The organism is Cedecea sp. AS113 (genome assembly GCF_037152415.1).
Classification (GTDB): domain Bacteria; phylum Pseudomonadota; class Gammaproteobacteria; order Enterobacterales; family Enterobacteriaceae; genus Cedecea.
Genome location: NZ_JBBCMI010000014.1, coordinates 1 through 14352 on the forward strand (window position 1 = coordinate 1; position 14352 = coordinate 14352).

The following is a 14352-nucleotide window of genomic DNA, read 5'->3' on the forward strand; positions in this document are numbered from 1 at the left end:
GCGCAAGCGCTGTTCAAAAACGTTCCTGACGTTTTAGTATTCGTCTCATCCCTGAGACTCACCCCATAAGGGGCCAGCGCAAGCGCTGTTCAAAAACGTTCCTGACGTTTTTGTCCGAGTCCGGGCACCACTATTTAGAAGAACCCGCCTATGGCGGTTTTTTTGCTTTTGGCGATACGGACTCTACATCGAACTGAACGATTACACGACTGCATCGACATCGCCCTCTTCCAACCGCTTTTCCAGAGCCAAATAAAAACTACAGCGCTAATCTGCACTAGTATCTCAACCAGGCGCTGGCCTGTATTTCTGAGTAAAGCAGGGGCTGGTGGTTTTTTAGAACTCAGGAAGAACAGAATCTACTGAAGCCAAAAATTCAGCGTGATTAGGCCGCAGGTCAGCAGCGCGGTGAGGATTAATTCGAAACTGTAGCGTCGCAACATTATCTGAACTCCAGAAAGAAACACCCGGCAAGCCGGGTGTTTGTGTTAACGCTTCAAGCTAACGGGGTTGCCCCGTCAAACTTATGCAGCTGGCTTAACAGCCGGTTTTGCAGCAACTTTGTGATGTTTTTTCACGTGTTTCTTAGCAGCCTGCGCTTTCTGAGCAACAGGTTTTACTGCTTTTTTGTGGTGCTTTTTAGCAGCCTGAGCCTTCTGCGCAGCTGGTTTTACTGCTTTTTTGTGGTGCTTTTTAGCAGCCTGAGCTTTCTGCGCAGCTGGTTTTACTGCTTTTTTGTGGTGCTTTTTAGCAGCCTGAGCTTTCTGCTCGGTGGCTGGCTTAGCGGCTTTTTTGTGTTTCTTTTTAGCGGCCTGTGCTTTCTGAACGGCAGATTTTTTGTGTTTCTTGTGGTGCGTTACTTTTGCCGCTGGCGCTTTAGCAGCAGGCGCAGCGGCGGTGGTTGCCGGCGCAGCAGCTGGTGCGGTAGCGGTAGTGTCAGCAGCGAAAGCGGCGGAAGACAGACCCATAGCAGCGGCAACAACCAGAGCTAATACTTTTTTCATTTCGACATCCTCGAATTTGTTTTCGTGTTTACCCCACTGCGGGGCCGTTGAAATGAACTATAGGCGCGTGGAACAAACTCTTCAGTGAGTGATTGGTATCGGCGTGTAATGAAATGTACAACGTCAAATTGAGCGATGAGCCACCACATCATGCCGCCTCTTTCCGGCAACACGGCCGTTCACCGCTGTGCTAGATTGGCTGACAAACAGCCTTCCCCCCTACAGGAGCAAAGCATGGCCGCATACTGGATTGCCCACGTAACCGTTCACAACCCTAAGCAGTATCAAAACTATATCGATTTATCCCCGGCAGCCTTTACGCGCTACAACGCCCGCTTTTTGGCGAGAGGCGGCAAAGCGGAAGTTGTAGAGGGTGATGCGGCTTTCGCCCGGCATGTCGTCATTGAGTTCGCCGATATGGAGACGGCGCTGGCCTGCTACCACTCACCGGAATACCAGCGCGCTCGCCAGGAAAGGGCCAGCGTCGCAGAAGCGATGATCACTATTGTAGAAGGCCTGCCTGGCTGAGCCTTGTAAACCCGGCCCAGGTTTTTAGTCGTTATTTTTTGAAACGTCCCGGTACACCATCAGGTTGTTACGCTTCTCACCGGGGCGATTATCTTCCCAGAAAAAAACCATTCCCTTCGGCGCGGGCTGCAGCTTGTCGCCCAGCACAATCAGCCAGCGGCAGCGCTCAGGCTGGCGGAAGGTTGTTTGTGGCTGATGCAGGATCCCGGCAAAGTAATAAAGCATCGGCGCCTCTGACTCCCCCAGCCGGTAAGAAGCCATGCAGTCATCCGCCAGGTACTGCCCCGCCAGATGGCTTTTGAGATCCTTAAATACCCCAGCATAACCTTTGCTGTAGTCGAACCAGCCCACCATTAACGTGAACGCCACGCTCCAGACAACGGTCACGCCTAACCCCCAACTGAATGCCGCGCGCAACACCGGGTTGAGTGCCGCAGATAAACGCCCCCGACAGATCCACAGCGCGGTAACGACCAGGGCAAACACAAATGGCGGCCAGGATAAATGCAGCTCGTAGCTCGCCGGCAGCCAGCGCTCAAGCGGAGCCAGCCAGCCTTTTTGATCGCCACCCACCTTAAGCAGATAAATGCCCCAAACCCCTGCAAGCGAAGCTGACCATAGCGCGACGGCAAAACAGGAGAAATAACGCAGTGCTTTCTCTTTTATTGCAGGTAAAAGCTGGGATCCCAATATAGCCATTGGGGCCACAAAGGGCATTAAATATAAAGCGCGACTGGTGGCCGACATCTGCAGAATAATAATGCCGAGCAACGGAAAAAGCGTAATCACAAACTCATCCGGGTTTCTCAACCGCTGAAGTGGATGACGAAGAAAATAAACTGTCGCTAACATCCCGGCTGGCAGAGCAAAAAGCGCAACGGCCTCAGGCACACGCATCAGGTTTGCTTTGGCGCCCAGCTTAGCAACGGAAAAGCCAAGAAAACGGCCAATGTTATTTTCCCAAAACCACGCCATAAAAAGATCGGGATGTTTACTGTAAAGCAACACTGGCCAGGGAAGAATAAAAATAAGCGCTAGCAGTCCTGAGAGAATAACCGGATACCAAAATGCTTTAGTCCGGCATTGTGTGAAAAAGAAAGCGCTTAAAAATAAAGTTATCCATAATACGCCGGGAATAAATACGCCTTTGGATAACATCGTTGCTATTGTGCCCAGGCCAAGCCATACCGCCGAGGCGGCCACTTTCTCCTGGCGAATCAACCCGACAATGCCATACAGCGCCACGGTTGCGCCTGCGGTGAGCGCGGTATCGCTGAACATATCATGGCTGTGGCGCAGGATGCCCGGGGCGCTGATATAAACGGCGAAGGCCAGCCAGATACGGTAATCTACCAGGCTTTCACTGCGGAATACTCTTCTCGCCAGCAGAATAAAGAAGGAAAAATTAATAATTGAAAACAAAAGCGTCGCACTTCGGGCAGCATCGTGGAGCGGCATCATACCGGAAAATAAATGCGCCATTAGCGTTGCCGTCCAGTAATAAAGCGGCGGCTTTTCCATAAACGGCTCACCGGCGTTCACAGGCACTAACCAATTGCCCGTTTCATACATGGTTTGAATGACGCCGAAGGTATAGTTTTCATCCTGCTTCCACGGCGTATGGCCGTATATTCCCGGTAGCAGATAAATAATAAGGAAACTAATAAATAAAAGGAGTATTTTCCCGTCCCTGTGCAGCAACATATAAACATCACTCCTTTACATAAATTGGCTAATTGTTTCTGGCTGTATCTCATCGGAAACACGTTCGGGATAATAATATTTTCCCACCACAGGACATTACAAAGCGTCAATGCAATGGAAAATAAACGGCATTCCTCTTTCCAGACTCACTGCTTTTTTTTGTAGGTTCGTTGAGGAAATAAACAGGTTAGCAACATAAAAGTGATACGTTCTGCGCCCGGGCGCAGAAAGTTCCCCCTCTTTGGCAGGCTCACCGCGCACGGGCCCATCTCCTTTGACCAAAATCAAAGTTGCATCTGGTTAGCAGGTTAAACGGTGGATATGTACGCTACTCCTGGCTATAAAGGCGAACGATAATAAATATCATTAACGTTCACAAGGATGGGTTTATGCCAGGGAAATGTGAAACCTACGCAACCTTTTCAGTCGTACCTCTGTTGATTGCCGGCGCACTTACCGCACCGGATAGCGCTTTCGCCCAGCCAAACACCGCGCCTGATGACACGATTATCGTCAGTGCCAGCCGCACGGAAACCAACCTCTGGAACAGCCCGGTTACCGTCCAGGTGGTTGACAGCAAAACGCTGGAAAACTCCACCAGCGTCTCCATTGCAGACGACCTCAAAGATATTCCCGGGGTAGAAGTCACCGATAACGCGCTCGCGGGCCGCAAGCAAATCCGCATCCGGGGCGAAGCCTCATCGCGCGTGTTGATTCTGATTGATGGTCAGCAAGTCACCTACCAACGCGCCGGGCAGGACTACGGCGCGGGGCTGCTGGTGGATGAATCGGCTCTGGAGCGTATTGAAGTCATTAAAGGCCCCTATTCCGTGCTCTACGGCTCACAGGCCATCGGCGGCGTGGTGAATTTCATCACCAAAAAAGGCGGTGATAAGCCGTTGGCCGGGCTGGTCAAAGCAACCTGGAACTCCGCCACCGCAGGCTGGGAGGAATCCGCCGCCGCCTGGGGCAGCATCGGCCAGTTAGACTACCGCATCAACGGCAGCTACTCGGACCAGGGCAACAGAAAAACCCCGGATGGGCGGCTGGATAACACGCACTTCCGCAATAACGGCCAGGGACTGTGGCTGGGTTACCGTTTCGATCGTCAGAAAATTGGCCTGTCTCTCGACCGCTACAGCCTCGCCACGCAAACCTGGTACAACGATCCAGACCAACAGTTCGACGCCTTTAGCGTCAGGATCCCGAAAATGACGCGGGAAAAAATCGGGCTGTTTTACGACCTTGATGTCGACGGAAATTACCTGAAAAAAATCCATCTGGATGCCTACAGCCAAACCGTCGAACGCCGGTTTAACAATGAAGTCGCGACTACACAGGTGATTCCTTCGCCGGCCATTCAGGCGCTAAGCGTAAAAAATCAGACCCAGACCAATGACAAGCAGTACACCCAGGGCGTCACGCTGCAAACAAACTTCTCCCTGCCCGCCGGAAACGATCTGGTGCTTGGGGCGCAGTATCAGCACGACAAGGTAGACCAGAGCGGCAGCGGCTACACGCGGCAGACGGCCAAAACCGGGATCTTTGATACTGAAACCCACAGCCAGTCGCAGGACAAATCGGAACAAAGCAATACCTCACTGTTTGCGCAGAACGCCTGGCACCTGGCAGATGACTGGACATGGACGGCGGGTGCCCGCCAGTACTGGCTCTCCTCCAAACTCATTGATAGCAGCACACAAAAAACCCAAGGCGGCGTCACAACCCACACCGCAACCGGCAACAAATCCGCCAGCGATAACCAGTTCGTGGCGGCGACCAGCCTGAATTACTCCGGGTTTAAAGATATCGAGCTGCGTGCAGCCTTTGCCCAGGGCTACGTCTTCCCGACGCTGGTGCAGCAGTTTATGCAGACTTCCGCCGGCGGCGGCGTGACTTACGGCAACCCTGATCTGCGCCCGGAACACTCCAACAACTACGAAATTGGCGCCCGCTACAAAGGCAACCTGTGGCTGATTGACAGCACGCTCTACTATTCCGAAGCCAAAGATTACGTCGCATCACGAGCCTGCGAAGGGCAAGCCCTCTGTCTGGGGAACAGCAGCAGTTCCCGGGCCAACTACCGCTTTTATGACAACATCAACCGGGCCAAAACCTACGGCATTGAGCTGAGCGCGGAGTACAACGGCTGGGCCGTCTCCCCTTACCTGAGCGGCAATCTCCTGCGTCGTCAGTATGAAAGCGACTCGCTAAAAACCTGGGATACCGGCGAGCCTGTCGTCAATGGCCGCTTCGGGGTCAGACATACGCTGATGCTTAACGCCATGAATATCACCTCCGACGCCTTTATTCGCGCGGCCTCGCGTGCCAAAGAAAACACCGGTGACAGTGAAAGGCGCTACTCCGGCTGGGCCACGTTAAACCTGGCCGTCAACGCCGAGTTTGGTGACAACGACCAGTACCTGGTCAACCTGGCGCTGAACAACCTGACCAACAAACGCTACCAGACCGCCCACGAATCTATCCCGGAAGCGGGCTTCAACACGGCCATCGGCTTTGGGTGGAAATTCTGATGAAGAGACATTTTTTTGCCGCACTGCTGGCACTGACGACTTCTTTTTCCAGCCAGGCTAGCGAGCGGCTGGTCGTCGCTGGCGGCTCCCTGAGCGAGCTTGTTTATGCCCTCGACGCGGGTAGCCAGATGGTTGGCGTGGATGAAACCACCACCTGGCCGCCGGAAACGGCAAAGCTGCCGCACATCGGTTCCTGGATGCAGCTCAGCAGTGAATCCATCTTGTCGCTGCGCCCCGGGCGCTTCATTACCTGGCAGGACGCCGGGCCGCACATCGTCATCGGGCAGTTGGAAAAGGCAAAGGTGAATGTCCTGCAGCTCCCGCGAGTGCCCGCCACCGTCGAGCAGATGTACACCAACATTCAAACTCTGGCGATGACCTTACAGCGCCAGCCGCAGGGAGAGGCGCTGATTGCCAGCCTTAAACAGCGGCTGGAGGTGATTAGCAAACGTAACGTGCTGAAGCCACACCCCGTCAAAGCGATGTTTATTCTCTCCGCGGGCGGCAGCGTGCCGCAGGTTGCCGGCGCGGGCAGCGTGGCCGACTCCATCCTTAGCATGGCCGGAGCAAAAAATATCGCCCGGCATCGTCAGTACCAGAGCTACAGCACCGAGGCGATGATCGCCGCCAACCCTGAGGTCATCGTCGCGACGACTCAAATGACCCAGGGCAACCCCGAAGCGCTGAAGGCCATTCCCGGGATCACCCATACCTCCGCCTGGAAAAACAAGCGGATAGTCATTATCGATCAGGCTTTGATTCTGGGCATGGGCCCGCGCGTCGCAGAGGCCGTGGAACTGCTGCATCACCAGTTTTGGCCCGAGTCCGGCCAGAAAGATTAAGGATTACTTTGAAATGAGCGATGTTGAACATGAAACCTGAACTGGATCTCCAGGCGCACTTTGCGCTCCCCGGCGGGCAACCCTTTAAGGATCGTCACGCCACCATGCCGTGGCGCGGCGCAATGCCCATCGCCAAAGAACAGCTGGAGCACACCTGGCAACAGGTGATTACCAGCCCAACGCCTCCCGGCAAAAGGCTGGTTTACCTCCATATTCCCTTCTGCGCAACGCACTGTACCTTCTGCGGTTTTTACCAGAATCGTTATGAAGCAGACCACTGCGAACGCTACACCGACGCGCTGCTCAGGGAAATCGAGCTGGAGGCCAGCAGCCCGCTGCACCAGTCGGCCCCCATTCACGCCATCTACTTTGGCGGTGGCACGCCTTCGGCGCTGTCAGCCAAAGATTTAGCGCGGATCATTACCGCCCTGCGCCGCAGCCTGCCGCTGGCCCCGGACTGCGAAATCACCATTGAAGGCCGGGTGCTGAATTTTAATGATGAGCGCATCGACGCCTGCCTCGACGCCGGAGCCAACCGCTTCTCCATCGGCATCCAGTCGTTTAACAGCAAAATCCGCAAAAAAATGGCGCGCACCTCCGACGGCCCCACCGCCCGACGCTTTATGGAAAACCTCTGCAAACGCGATCGTGCCGCCGTGGTCTGCGATCTGCTGTTTGGCCTTCCGGGGCAGGATCAAAAGCTGTGGGCCGAAGACCTGGCTATCGCGCGGGACATCGGCCTCGACGGGGTCGATCTTTATGCCCTGAATTTGCTACCGCAAACGCCGCTGGGTAAAGCTGTAGAAAATGGACGCGTCACGCTGCCTTCCCCAGCCGAACGCAGGGATTTGTACCTGCAGGGCTGCGACTTCATGGACAGCGCAGGCTGGCGCTGCATCAGCAACAGCCACTGGGCTCGCACCACGCGGGAACGCAACCTTTACAACCTGCTGATTAAACAGGGGGCAGACTGCCTGGCCTTTGGCTCCGGCGCGGGCGGCTCGGTTAACGGCTACTCCTGGATGGTTGAACGCAACCTGGAGACCTGGCACGCCGCCGTCGCCGCCGGAAAAAAACCGCTGATGATGATGGCCCGCACCACTGACCCAGGCTACCGCTGGCGGCATCGCCTCCAGGCAGGCATTGAAACCGCCCGCGTGCCTCTCGACGAGTTAACCGCCGATGCGCATCTGCTCCAGCCGCTGCTGACTCAATGGCACGACTCCGGCCTGACCCGGGATGACTCAACCTGCCTGCGCCTGACCGACGAAGGCCGCTTCTGGGCCAGCAATATCTTCCAGTCGCTGCAGACGCTGGTTGCCGCCCTCAATACCCCCATAACAACGGACAAAAAACCACAAGGAGCAACGCTATGACTTCCGTTTCCCTCGCCGATTACTTAAAAACCCAGCCGGACGGCACGCTGGAATCTATTGCCACACAATATAATGTCACCCTGCTGGATGTTGTCTCCCAGCTCCCCGCTCAGGCGCTGGTTAGCGGCGAGCAGTTCGACACCGTTTGGGACACCGTTGTCGAATGGGGCAGCGTCACCACGCTGGTACACACCGCCGATGTGATTATTGAATTTTCCGGGGAACTGCCCTCCGGCTTCCACCGCCACGGCTATTTCAACCTGCGCGGCAAAAAAGGCATGACGGGGCATATCAAAGCGGCCAACTGCACCCACATCGCGTTGGTGGAGCGCAAGTTTATGGGGATGGACACCGCCTCGATTCTGTTCTTCAATCAGGCGGGCAGCGCGATGCTGAAAATCTTCATCGGGCGCGACGATCACCGCCAATTACTGACAGACCAGCTGGCAGCTTTTCGTGCGCTGGCAGAGACACTTAAGGGAAATATTGCATGACGCCATGGTTAATTTTTGGGGCCGGGGGCAAGGGCGTAGGCGCGCTAACCGCGAAGCTGGCTTTGGCAGAAAATCGCCCCGTTGTTGCACTGGTGCGTAACGAAGAAGCCGCCGCAAAACTGCGTGAGGCAGGTGCCCAGGTTATTACCGGCGACGCCTGCGACGCAGACGCTGTCGCAGAAGCCTGCCGCCTGGCGGGCAAGGACGCCACCGTCATTTCGACGATGGGCGGTTCACAGGATTACCAGGCGCACCGGACAGTTATCGACTGCGCCGAAAAAGCCGGGATCTCACGCATGGTGCTGGTCACCTCTTTAGGCTGCGGAGAAAGCTGGGCTTATTTATCCGACCGGGCAAAAGCGGCCTTTGGTCAGGCGGTACGGGAAAAATCCCTCGCCGAAAGCTGGCTGCAAACCAGCACGCTGAACTTTGCTATTGTTCGCCCCGGTGGCCTGCTTCACGGTGAACCCACCGGCAAAGCTGTGCTGAGCCAGACCCCCGAAATTCACGGTATGGTCATGCGGGCCGATGTCGCCGCGCACGTCGCAGAACTGGCAAAATCCTCCCACCTGAATCACCAGGTTTACAGCCTCGTTGAACCGGGGCTGAAACCAGCCTGATGCCACGCCGGGCTTTCGCTTTTCTGGCGGTATAGCCCGGCAGGCTCTTCCCTCTTGCTACACTTCAAGATAGTTTCATCAGATAACTAACCTGAAAAGAAGGCAGATCACGCGATGTCCGAACACAACTACCAGCCCCCAAAAGTCTGGACCTGGAACAAGACCGAAGCCGGTCAGTTCTCCAGCATCAACCGCCCAATTTCCGGCCCGACTCATGAAAAAGCGCTGCCTGTCGGCAAACACCCGCTGCAGCTCTACTCGCTCGGTACGCCGAACGGGCAGAAAGTCACGATTCTGCTGGAAGAGCTGCTGGCGCTGGGCATCAGCGGGGCAGAATACGACGCGCACCTGATTCGCATCGGCGAAGGCGACCAGTTCTCCAGCGGCTTTGTCGAAGTGAACCCAAACTCTAAAATTCCGGCGCTGTTTGACCACTCCGTCACGCCGCCGCTGCGCGTGTTTGAGTCCGGCAACATCCTGCTTTATCTCGCGGAAAAATTCGGCCACTTCCTGCCGAAGGACATCGCCGGGCGCACCGAAGCGCTGAACTGGCTGTTCTGGCTGCAGGGTTCCGCCCCTTATCTGGGCGGCGGCTTCGGCCACTTCTACCACTATGCCCCGGTCAAAATCGAGTACGCCATCAACCGCTTCGCGATGGAAACCAAGCGTCAGCTGGACGTGCTCGATAAACAGCTGGAGAAAAACCGCTTTATCGCCGGAGATGATTACACTATCGCCGATATTGCTATCTTTACCTGGTACGGCGCGCTGGCGAAAGGTGGCCTGTACGAATCTGCCGAGTTCCTCGACATAGCCTCCTACAAACACTTTGGCCGCTGGGCCGATGAAGTGGCTAACCGCCCGGCGGTGAAGCGTGGCCGCATCGTGAACCGCACCTGGGGCGATGTGCAGTTGGCCGAGCGCCACAATGCTTCAGATTTTGATGCATTAGGGCTGTAGGCCTTTCACACCAATCCTCTCTTGGGAAGGGGGAGGATCTATTTCATATCGTAGTTTTTCCGTTCACCAATAGATCGCTTTCCCCTGCACGTTCCCGGCACGGTGAACGTGTCCGGGGGATAACGCCATCCCCCGAACAGCCCCGGCGCCCGGCGAGCTCATCGCCGCTGAAGCGGTAAACCCACCGGCTATCACCCAAACATTCGGGGTCGTTCGCGATTCGTTCCCGACGATCGCTCTCTTTCACTGTTCCCGACAGCTCAACCCCGCCTGAGTTGGGTCATCACCGGGGGCGATGAGAGCCGGGGACAAGGGCGTGGCTTTGAGATCTGAAGCGAATATAACGTTTAAACGTTGCTGTAGGTTAAAAGCGAGGCACGGTTCCGGCTTAAATCGCCTCTGTTTTCTCTCCGACTGGCCAGGGTCCGGACGTCGGGAACGGCCGGAGGCTGAGAGCGTCGGGAACGCGTCTCAGCCGACCCAGGACTGGGAGATAAAACGGAGGTCTGCCGCTTCAGCGGTCGATTTATTTCGCCGGGAGTCCGGGGTCTCGGGGGAGTGACGGTGGCTCCCCCGAGCCGTTCACGGATACGGTGGCTGTATATAAAACAGGGGGAGAAGTGAACGGACCTTAGCCTGTCCGACATAGACCGAGAGCTTTGTTATGAAGAAACAACCAGAACAAGCCCCCCACATTTAAATCACACAAATGATAATAGTTTGCATTTAGTTATAGCAGCAGCTATGTTTTATAGCACTTGCTATAAACGCCGAATCTATAATCACTCGTGAGGGAAGACGATGCCCGGGAAACTGAAGTTAACGCAAAGTATTGTCGCTGCCGCCGCCGCGCTGGCGATGTTGCTGGGTGCCGCTCAGGCGCAGGCAAAATTTAAGGCGATCACCACCTTTACTATCATCGCCGATATGGCGCAGAACGTAGCCGGTGACGCGGCAGACGTGGAGTCTATCACCAAGCCCGGAGCGGAAATTCACGAATACCAGCCGACGCCGGGAGACATTCGCCGGGCGCAGGGCGCGCAGCTGATCCTGACCAACGGGCTGAATCTGGAACTCTGGTTCGCGAAGTTTTATCAACATCTGAAAGGCGTGCCCGAAGTCGTCGTCACCACCGGCATTCAGCCTACGGGCATCACCGAAGGCCCTTATAACGGTAAACCTAACCCTCACGCATGGATGTCCCCGCAAAATGCGCTGATCTATGTCGATAACATCCGGGATGCGTTCGTCAAATACGATCCAGACAACGCGGCGACCTATACCCGCAACGCCGAAGCCTACAAACAGAAAATTCAGCAGACCATCGAGCCGCTGCGCAACGAACTGGCAAAAATTCCGGCGGATAAGCGCTGGCTGGTCACCAGCGAAGGCGCTTTTTCCTACCTCGCCAACGACTTTGGCCTGAAAGAACTCTATCTGTGGCCGATCAATGCCGATCAGCAGGGCACCCCGCAGCAGGTGCGCAAAGTGATCGACAGCATTCGCCAATACCAGATCCCAACGATCTTCAGCGAAAGCACCATCTCCGACAAACCTGCTCGCCAGGCGGCGCGGGAGTCTGGCGCACACTATGGCGGCGTGCTTTATGTCGATTCTTTAAGTGCCGCAGACGGCCCGGTACCCACCTATCTTGATCTGCTGCGCGTCACCACCAGCACCATCGTGAACGGCATCAATGCAGGGCTGAAAAAATGAGTCGTCGTCCCGGCATAGTCGTTCAGGACGCCAGCGTCACCTATCGCAATGGCCACACCGCGCTGCGGGCGGCCAGCTTTGAAATCCCGACCGGCACCATTGCGGCGCTGGTCGGCGTCAACGGTTCCGGGAAATCCACGCTGTTTAAAGCGATCATGGGCTTTGTGCGCCTGGCCAGCGGTAGCATCTCGATTCTGGATATGCCCACGAAAAAAGCACTGCGCCACAACCTGGTGGCCTATGTGCCGCAGTCCGAGGACGTGGACTGGACGTTCCCGGTGCTGGTGGAAGACGTGGTGATGATGGGCCGATTTGGCCACATGGGGATGCTGCGCATTCCCGGCAAGGCCGACAAACAGGCGGTAGACAACGCCCTCGCCCGCGTCGGCATGAGCGACTTCCGCAAGCGACAAATTGGCGAACTGTCCGGCGGCCAGAAAAAGCGCGTGTTCCTCGCCCGGGCAATTGCCCAGGACGGCCAGGTGATTCTGCTGGACGAACCGTTCACCGGCGTGGACGTGAAAACGGAAGAGCAGATCATCGCCCTGCTGCGCGAGCTGCGGGACGAAGGCCGCACGATGCTGGTTTCAACCCACAACCTTGGCGCCGTGACCGACTATTGCGACTACACCGTGCTGGTGAAAGGCACCGTGCTGGCCTGCGGCCCGACCAATGTCACTTTTACGCAAGAAAACCTGGAACTGGCGTTCAGCGGCGTACTGCGCCACGTCACCTTAACCGGGAAAGAAACCAGCGTCCTCACCGACGACGAGAGGCCGTTTATCCACGGCGCGCCGTTAAAAGGGGAGCCGTAATGTCCGTCCTGCTTGAACCGTTTAGCTATGGCTACATGTTTAACGCCATCTGGGTATCAGCGCTGGTCGGCGGCGTGTGCGCCTTTCTTTCCTGCTACCTGATGCTGAAAGGCTGGTCGCTGATCGGCGACGCCCTTTCCCACTCCATCGTGCCTGGCGTAGCCGGAGCCTATATGCTCGGCCTGCCGTTTTCCATCGGCGCGTTTTTCTCCGGTGGCCTCGCCGCAGGCACCATGCTGTTTTTAAACCAGCGCACACGCCTGCGCGAAGACACCATTATTGGCCTTATTTTTTCGTCATTCTTTGGCCTCGGGCTGTTTATGGTGTCGCTCAATCCGACGTCGGTAAACATCCAGACCATCGTGCTCGGCAATATTCTCGCCATCGCCCCGTCGGATATCGTGCAGTTGGCGATCATCGGCTTTGTCTCACTGGCGATTCTGCTGCTGAAGTGGAAAGACCTGATGGTGACCTTCTTCGACGAAAACCACGCGCGGTCCATTGGCCTTAACCCTTTGTGGCTCAAAGGATTATTCTTCACCCTGTTGTCGGCCACCACCGTGGCGGCGCTGCAAACCGTTGGCGCGTTTCTGGTGATTTGCATGGTGGTCACGCCGGGCGCAACGGCTTATCTATTGACCGACCGTTTCCCGAAACTGCTGATCATTTCCGTCACGTTAGGCACCTTTACCAGCGCCTTCGGCACCTGGATAAGCTACTTCCTCGATGGCGCCACCGGCGGCATTATCGTGGTGCTGCAAACGCTTATTTTCCTGCTAACCTTCGTGTTTGCCCCCAAACACGGCCTGCTGGCTAACCGTCGGCGCGCGCGCCTGAGCCTGGAGCAAACGCCATGAGCCTGTTAGACACGCTGCTTTCGCCCTTCCAGTTTGGCTTTATGATCAACGCTCTGACCATGACCACGCTGGTCGCCATTCCGTGTGCGCTGCTCTCCTGCTTCCTGGTGCTAAAAGGCTGGGCGCTGATGGGCGATGCCATGAGCCATGCGGTCTTCCCCGGCGTGGTGATCGCCTGGATGGTCGGCCTGCCGCTGGGCTTCGGCGCGTTCGTGGCCGGGCTGTTTTGCGCCTTCGCCACCGGCTACCTGCAGGACAACAGCCGCATCAAGCGCGATACGGTGATGGGCATCGTCTTCTCCGGCATGTTTGGCGCCGGGCTGGTGCTCTACGTCTACCTGAAACCAGATATCCATCTAGACCATATTCTGTTCGGCGACATGCTGGGCGTCAGCGGCAGCGATATTCTGCAAACGGGCGCTATCGTGCTGCTAACGGTAATTGTTGTGGGGCTAAAATGGCGGGACTTCCTGCTGCATGCGTTCGACCCGATTCAGGCCCAGGTCTCCGGCCTGAACGTGAAGCTGTTGAACTATGGCCTGCTCTGCCTGGTTTCGCTGACCATCGTCGCGGCGCTGAAGGCGGTGGGGATTATCCTCGCGATTTCCTTGCTTATCGCGCCAGGCGCTATCGCTTCGCTGCTGACCCGTACCTTTAAAGGCATGATGTTGGTCGCGCTTGGGCAGGCTATCGTCACGTCGTTTCTTGGCGTCTACCTTTCCTTCTTTATCGACAGCGCCCCCGCGCCGACCATCGTTGTGCTTTCTGCCCTGGTCTTCATCGCCGCGTTTATTCGGGCCACGATCAAGCAACGACGTATGGAAGCGATTAGTGAGCCATTCTGAATCCAAGTGAAGCGACCCTGGCAACGGTTTTATGGTACAAAGTACCTTCTCTTTTTT

At 56.2% G+C, this 14352-nt stretch carries 13 protein-coding genes; 11 read left to right on the forward strand and 2 right to left on the reverse strand.

All coding sequences use genetic code 11. The annotated features are described in order from the left end of the window. Positions 1–524: 524 nt before the first annotated feature. Complete coding sequence (gene asr, locus WFN87_RS16275; protein ID WP_336983357.1) at positions 525–1004, reverse strand: acid resistance repetitive basic protein Asr; 480 nt, start codon at positions 1002–1004, stop codon at positions 525–527. 234 nt (positions 1005–1238) lie between these two features. Between asr and WFN87_RS16280 the strand changes: the two genes are divergently transcribed. Continuing rightward, on the forward strand, positions 1239–1532 hold the full coding sequence (locus tag WFN87_RS16280) for a DUF1330 domain-containing protein (RefSeq protein ID WP_008453781.1): 294 nt from the start codon (positions 1239–1241) through the stop codon (positions 1530–1532). A gap of 24 nt (positions 1533–1556) precedes the next feature. On the opposite strand, the gene WFN87_RS16285 is transcribed toward WFN87_RS16280, so the two are convergent. Continuing rightward, positions 1557–3236, reverse strand: coding sequence for an ArnT family glycosyltransferase (locus tag WFN87_RS16285; RefSeq protein WP_336983356.1), 1680 nt, complete (start codon positions 3234–3236; stop codon positions 1557–1559). 389 nt (positions 3237–3625) lie between these two features. Between WFN87_RS16285 and WFN87_RS16290 the strand changes: the two genes are divergently transcribed. The 10 genes from WFN87_RS16290 to WFN87_RS16335 all read left to right on the forward strand — a co-directional run bounded on the left by WFN87_RS16290 (position 3626) and on the right by WFN87_RS16335 (position 14295). Beyond that, positions 3626–5770, forward strand: a complete 2145-nt coding sequence (locus tag WFN87_RS16290) for a TonB-dependent receptor plug domain-containing protein (protein ID WP_336983355.1) — start codon at positions 3626–3628, stop codon at positions 5768–5770. Continuing rightward, entirely contained in the window at positions 5770–6612 is an 843-nt protein-coding gene (locus tag WFN87_RS16295; RefSeq protein WP_336983354.1) for a heme/hemin ABC transporter substrate-binding protein, read from the forward strand. The genes WFN87_RS16290 and WFN87_RS16295 overlap by 1 nt, the downstream gene beginning before the upstream one ends. Before the next feature lie 29 nt (positions 6613–6641). Then, entirely contained in the window at positions 6642–7988 is a 1347-nt protein-coding gene (gene hutW / locus WFN87_RS16300) for a heme anaerobic degradation radical SAM methyltransferase ChuW/HutW (protein ID WP_336818267.1), read from the forward strand. Next, the gene (gene hutX / locus WFN87_RS16305; protein ID WP_336983353.1) at positions 7985–8482 is read left to right on the forward strand and encodes a heme utilization cystosolic carrier protein HutX; all 498 of its coding nucleotides are present in this window, start codon (positions 7985–7987) and stop codon (positions 8480–8482) included. The genes hutW and hutX overlap by 4 nt, the downstream gene beginning before the upstream one ends. Further along, entirely contained in the window at positions 8479–9102 is a 624-nt protein-coding gene (locus WFN87_RS16310; protein ID WP_336983352.1) for an SDR family oxidoreductase, read from the forward strand. Before hutX ends, WFN87_RS16310 begins: the two co-directional genes overlap by 4 nt. Before the next feature lie 114 nt (positions 9103–9216). Further along, a complete protein-coding gene (gene yghU / locus WFN87_RS16315; protein ID WP_336983351.1) occupies positions 9217–10062 on the forward strand; it encodes a glutathione-dependent disulfide-bond oxidoreductase in 846 nt (281 codons plus the stop codon). 801 nt (positions 10063–10863) lie between these two features. Then, positions 10864–11778, forward strand: coding sequence for a metal ABC transporter solute-binding protein, Zn/Mn family (locus WFN87_RS16320; RefSeq protein WP_166993161.1), 915 nt, complete (start codon positions 10864–10866; stop codon positions 11776–11778). After that, the gene (locus WFN87_RS16325) at positions 11775–12593 is read left to right on the forward strand and encodes a manganese/iron ABC transporter ATP-binding protein (RefSeq protein ID WP_336983350.1); all 819 of its coding nucleotides are present in this window, start codon (positions 11775–11777) and stop codon (positions 12591–12593) included. The genes WFN87_RS16320 and WFN87_RS16325 overlap by 4 nt, the downstream gene beginning before the upstream one ends. Beyond that, on the forward strand, positions 12593–13450 hold the full coding sequence (sitC, locus tag WFN87_RS16330; RefSeq protein WP_008453328.1) for an iron/manganese ABC transporter permease subunit SitC: 858 nt from the start codon (positions 12593–12595) through the stop codon (positions 13448–13450). The genes WFN87_RS16325 and sitC overlap by 1 nt, the downstream gene beginning before the upstream one ends. Further along, positions 13447–14295 carry a metal ABC transporter permease gene (locus WFN87_RS16335; protein ID WP_336983349.1) on the forward strand — a complete coding sequence of 283 codons (849 nt, stop codon included), beginning with the start codon at positions 13447–13449 and terminating at the stop codon, positions 14293–14295. The genes sitC and WFN87_RS16335 overlap by 4 nt, the downstream gene beginning before the upstream one ends. Positions 14296–14352: the final 57 nt, after the last annotated feature.

Bases quoted from the DNA above. Each gene is read 5' to 3' on its own strand.
- asr (WP_336983357.1), bottom strand. From the start codon at position 1,004: ATGAAAAAAGTATTAGCTCTGGTTGTTGCCGCTGCTATGGGTCTGTCT.
- WFN87_RS16290 (WP_336983355.1), top strand. From the start codon at position 3,626: ATGCCAGGGAAATGTGAAACCTACGCAACCTTTTCAGTCGTACCTCTG.
- WFN87_RS16280 (WP_008453781.1), top strand. From the start codon at position 1,239: ATGGCCGCATACTGGATTGCCCACGTAACCGTTCACAACCCTAAGCAG.
- sitC (WP_008453328.1), top strand. From the start codon at position 12,593: ATGTCCGTCCTGCTTGAACCGTTTAGCTATGGCTACATGTTTAACGCC.
- WFN87_RS16320 (WP_166993161.1), top strand. From the start codon at position 10,864: ATGCCCGGGAAACTGAAGTTAACGCAAAGTATTGTCGCTGCCGCCGCC.
- WFN87_RS16335 (WP_336983349.1), top strand. From the start codon at position 13,447: ATGAGCCTGTTAGACACGCTGCTTTCGCCCTTCCAGTTTGGCTTTATG.
- hutX (WP_336983353.1), top strand. From the start codon at position 7,985: ATGACTTCCGTTTCCCTCGCCGATTACTTAAAAACCCAGCCGGACGGC.
- WFN87_RS16325 (WP_336983350.1), top strand. From the start codon at position 11,775: ATGAGTCGTCGTCCCGGCATAGTCGTTCAGGACGCCAGCGTCACCTAT.
- WFN87_RS16295 (WP_336983354.1), top strand. From the start codon at position 5,770: ATGAAGAGACATTTTTTTGCCGCACTGCTGGCACTGACGACTTCTTTT.
- yghU (WP_336983351.1), top strand. From the start codon at position 9,217: ATGTCCGAACACAACTACCAGCCCCCAAAAGTCTGGACCTGGAACAAG.
- WFN87_RS16285 (WP_336983356.1), bottom strand. From the start codon at position 3,236: ATGTTGCTGCACAGGGACGGGAAAATACTCCTTTTATTTATTAGTTTC.
- WFN87_RS16310 (WP_336983352.1), top strand. From the start codon at position 8,479: ATGACGCCATGGTTAATTTTTGGGGCCGGGGGCAAGGGCGTAGGCGCG.
- hutW (WP_336818267.1), top strand. From the start codon at position 6,642: ATGAAACCTGAACTGGATCTCCAGGCGCACTTTGCGCTCCCCGGCGGG.